Source organism: Microbacterium sp. ISL-103 (assembly GCF_018613995.1).
Taxonomy (GTDB): domain Bacteria; phylum Actinomycetota; class Actinomycetes; order Actinomycetales; family Microbacteriaceae; genus Microbacterium.
In genome coordinates, this window is record NZ_JAGGPD010000092.1 from 1 (window position 1) to 3,259 (window position 3,259).

At 68.8% G+C, this 3,259-nt stretch carries 4 protein-coding genes; 1 reads left to right on the forward strand and 3 read right to left on the reverse strand.

Annotation, left to right across the window (positions count from 1 at the left end; genetic code table 11):
• The 3 genes from paaB to J7E68_RS04140 all read right to left on the reverse strand — a co-directional run.
• Positions 1–214: 1,2-phenylacetyl-CoA epoxidase subunit PaaB (gene paaB / locus J7E68_RS04130; protein ID WP_215170113.1), on the reverse strand; the 214-nt coding region annotated here is incomplete at its 3' end.
• Positions 214–1,191: a 1,2-phenylacetyl-CoA epoxidase subunit PaaA gene (paaA, locus tag J7E68_RS04135; protein WP_215170115.1), complete on the reverse strand. Its 978-nt coding sequence runs from the start codon at positions 1,189–1,191 to the stop codon at positions 214–216. The genes paaA and paaB, both read right to left, overlap by 1 nt.
• A gap of 87 nt (positions 1,192–1,278) precedes the next feature.
• Positions 1,279–1,698, reverse strand: coding sequence for a pilus assembly protein CpaE (locus J7E68_RS04140; RefSeq protein WP_215170117.1), 420 nt, complete (start codon positions 1,696–1,698; stop codon positions 1,279–1,281).
• A gap of 94 nt (positions 1,699–1,792) precedes the next feature.
• Here J7E68_RS04140 and J7E68_RS04145 point away from each other — a divergent pair.
• Positions 1,793–3,259 (forward strand): RecQ family ATP-dependent DNA helicase (locus J7E68_RS04145; protein WP_215170119.1); only part of this gene is annotated, 1,467 nt, incomplete at its 3' end.

A 3,259-nucleotide genomic window follows, 5' to 3' on the forward strand; every position in this document is an offset into this window, starting at 1 on the left:
CGGGGTCGCTGGTCGTGATCGCGTCGGCCGGAACGGCCCAGATCGACACGCCCTCGCCGCGGCGGGTGTAGAGGTCGCGGGCATTGCGGATCGCCATGTCGGCATCCGGGGCATGCAGGGATCCGACGTGCACATGGCTCAGACCGCGGTTCGCGCGGACGAAGACCTCCCAGAGGGGCCAGGGTTCGCGTGCGTCGGCTCCCGGCGTCGCCATCACGCCACCGCCTTCGTCCTCAGCGCCTGCTTGCGGGCGTACTCGGCCGCGGCCTCGCGCACCCATGCGCCCTCCTCGTGCGCCGTGCGTCGGCGCTCGAGACGCTCGGCGTTGCACGGGCCGTTGCCGCGCAGCACCTCGAAGAACTCGTCCCAGTCGATCTCGCCGATCACGTACTGCCCGGTCTCGTCGTCGAAGCGCAGATCGGGGTCGGGAAGGGTGACGCCGAGGATCTCGGCCTGCGGCACGAGCATGCCGACGAAGCGCTGGCGCAGCTCGTCGTTGGTGAAGCGCTTGATCTTCCACTTCATCGACTGAGCGGAGTTGGGGGACTGGTCATCCGGCGGGCCGAACATCGCAAGACTCGGCCAGTACCAGCGGTTCACGGCATCCTGTGCCATCTGCTTCTGCTCGTCGGTGCCCTGCATCAGCGAGAGCAGGATCTCGAAACCCTGACGCTGGTGGAAGGACTCCTCTTTGCAGACGCGCACCATCGCGCGTCCGTACGGGCCGTACGACGCGCGGCACAACGGCACCTGGTTGCAGATCGCGGCCCCGTCGACGAGCCAACCGATCGCGCCCATGTCGGCCCAGGTGGGGGTGGGGTAGTTGAAGATCGACGAGTACTTCGCCTTGCCGCTGATGAGCTGGTCCATCATCTCGTCGCGCGTGATGCCGAGGGTCTGCGCGGCGGAATAGAGGTAGAGGCCGTGCCCCGCCTCGTCCTGCACCTTGGCCATCAGGATCGCCTTGCGCTTGAGGCTCGGCGCCCGGGTGATCCAGTTGCCCTCGGGCTGCATGCCGATGATCTCGGAGTGCGCGTGCTGCGAGATCTGCCGGATCAGCGTCTTGCGGTACGCGTCCGGCATCCAGTCACGGGGCTCGATGCGCTGCTCGTTCGCGATGAGCTCGTCGAACAGGCGCTCGTCATCCGAGAGTTCGCCATCGACGAGGGAGAGATCTGCGGGGCTGGTCATCATCGACTCCTCAGTGTCCGATCCTCTTTACTGACCGGTCGTTAGGTAATTCTCACATGGAGGTCGGCGGCGCGCAAGCAGAGCTGCTCAGCGCGAGCGGGAGACCAGGTTCAGGAGCGCTCGTCCGTAGGCCTCGGACGGGTCCGGATGCTCGAACCTCAGTGCCCCGCCGGCGATCTCGACCCCGACGACGAAGGCGTCGGAGATCCGCGTCAGCGTGCGGAAGGTGCCTCGCAGCATCTCGCGCAGCTGGTCCTCCCGGGGCAGCCACACGGCGTCCGCCAGCGTGACGGCGTCGAGCGCCCACTCGGTCGTGCCGTTGAAGGCGAGGTCGGTGCCGCTCGGGGTCTGCCGCGCCTCGATCGTCATCTCGCTGACGGTGAAGACGTCGGCCTCGGCTTCGAGCTCGACCTCGTTCGGCAGGTCGAGCTGGAATCGATCTCCCTCGGCGGGGTGCCACACGAGTCCGGCGTCGCGCAGGGATACGGCCAGTTCGCGGGTGATCATCGTTCCACGCTAGACGACGTGGTCGGCCCCGGGTGCATATGCGCCTGTGGAGGAAAGCGGTCAGAGTGTCGGCGGTCTCGGGCAGAGTGGAGACATGACTTCCACCCCCTCTGTCGATACCCGAGGTGCTGCGCTCTCGGCGCTGCGAGAGCTGGTCGGCCGCTCCGACGCCGACTTCCACGACGGGCAGTACGAGGCGATCGAGGCGCTGGTCGAGGGGCGGCGGCGCGCGCTCGTCGTGCAGCGCACCGGGTGGGGCAAGTCGGCCGTGTACTTCGTCGCCACTCTGCTGCTGCGGCGTCAGGGGGCCGGCCCGACCGTGCTCGTGTCTCCGCTGCTGGCGCTCATGCGCGACCAGATCGCCGCGGCCGAGCGCGCGGGCGTCCGCGCGGTCGCGATCAACTCGACGAATGCGCACGAGTGGACCGAGGTGCTCGCGCAGCTCGACCGAGATGAGGTCGACGTGCTGCTCGTCTCGCCCGAGCGCCTCAACAATCCTGCGTTCCGCGAGCAGCAGCTGCCGGCGCTCGTGCGACGGATCGGCATGCTGGTGGTCGACGAGGCACACTGCATCAGCGACTGGGGGCACGACTTCCGCCCCGACTACCGGCGGCTGCGCGACCTCATCGAGCAGATGCCCCCTGAGGTGCCGGTGCTCGCCACCACTGCGACGGCGAACAGCCGCGTCGTGGCCGATGTCGCCGAACAGCTCGGCACGGGCGGCGCGGAATCTCCGGACGGGATGCCCGAGGTGCTGACGATCCGCGGCCCGCTCGCGCGCACCTCGTTGCGGCTGGGGGTGCTGCGGCTGCGCGACTCGGCGAGCCGGCTGGCCTGGCTGCTCAGCCACATCGACGACCTCCCCGGTTCCGGCATCATCTACACGCTCACCGTCGCCGCCGCGGTCGACACCGCGCGGCTGCTGCGCGATCACGGTCACGAAGTGCGTGCCTACACGGGTCAGACCGACACCGATGAGCGCACCGAGTCCGAAGGCATGCTGAAGCGCAACGAGGTCAAGGCGCTCGTCGCCACCAGCGCGCTCGGCATGGGGTTCGACAAGCCCGACCTCGGATTCGTGCTGCACCTCGGTGCACCCTCGTCGCCGGTCGCGTACTACCAGCAGGTCGGCCGTGCCGGTCGTGCGAGCGAGAGCGCCGATGTGCTCCTTCTGCCGGGCGTCGAAGACCGCGACATCTGGCACTACTTCGCGACGGCATCGATGCCCGACCGCGAGAGGGCCGAGCGCGTGATCGGTGCGCTCGGCGACCAGCCGATCTCGACTCCCGCCCTCGAGGCGATGGTCGACATCCGGCGCACTCCGCTCGAACTGCTGCTCAAGGTGCTCGACGTCGACGGTGCGGTGCGGCGGGTGCAGGGCGGGTGGGTCGCGACCGGTGAGCCGTGGACGTACGACGCCGAGCGCTACGAGCGCATCGCGGGTGAGCGTCGAGCCGAGCAGCAGCACATGATCGACTACGAGCAGACCGACGGCTGTCGGATGGAGTTCCTCCAGCGCTCGCTCGACGACGACACGGCGGCCCCCTGCGGCAGATGCGAC

Excerpts from the sequence above, each read along its gene's own strand:
- J7E68_RS04140 (WP_215170117.1), bottom strand. The coding sequence starts at position 1,698 with ATGATCACCCGCGAACTGGCCGTATCCCTGCGCGACGCCGGACTCGTG.
- paaA (WP_215170115.1), bottom strand. The coding sequence starts at position 1,191 with ATGACCAGCCCCGCAGATCTCTCCCTCGTCGATGGCGAACTCTCGGAT.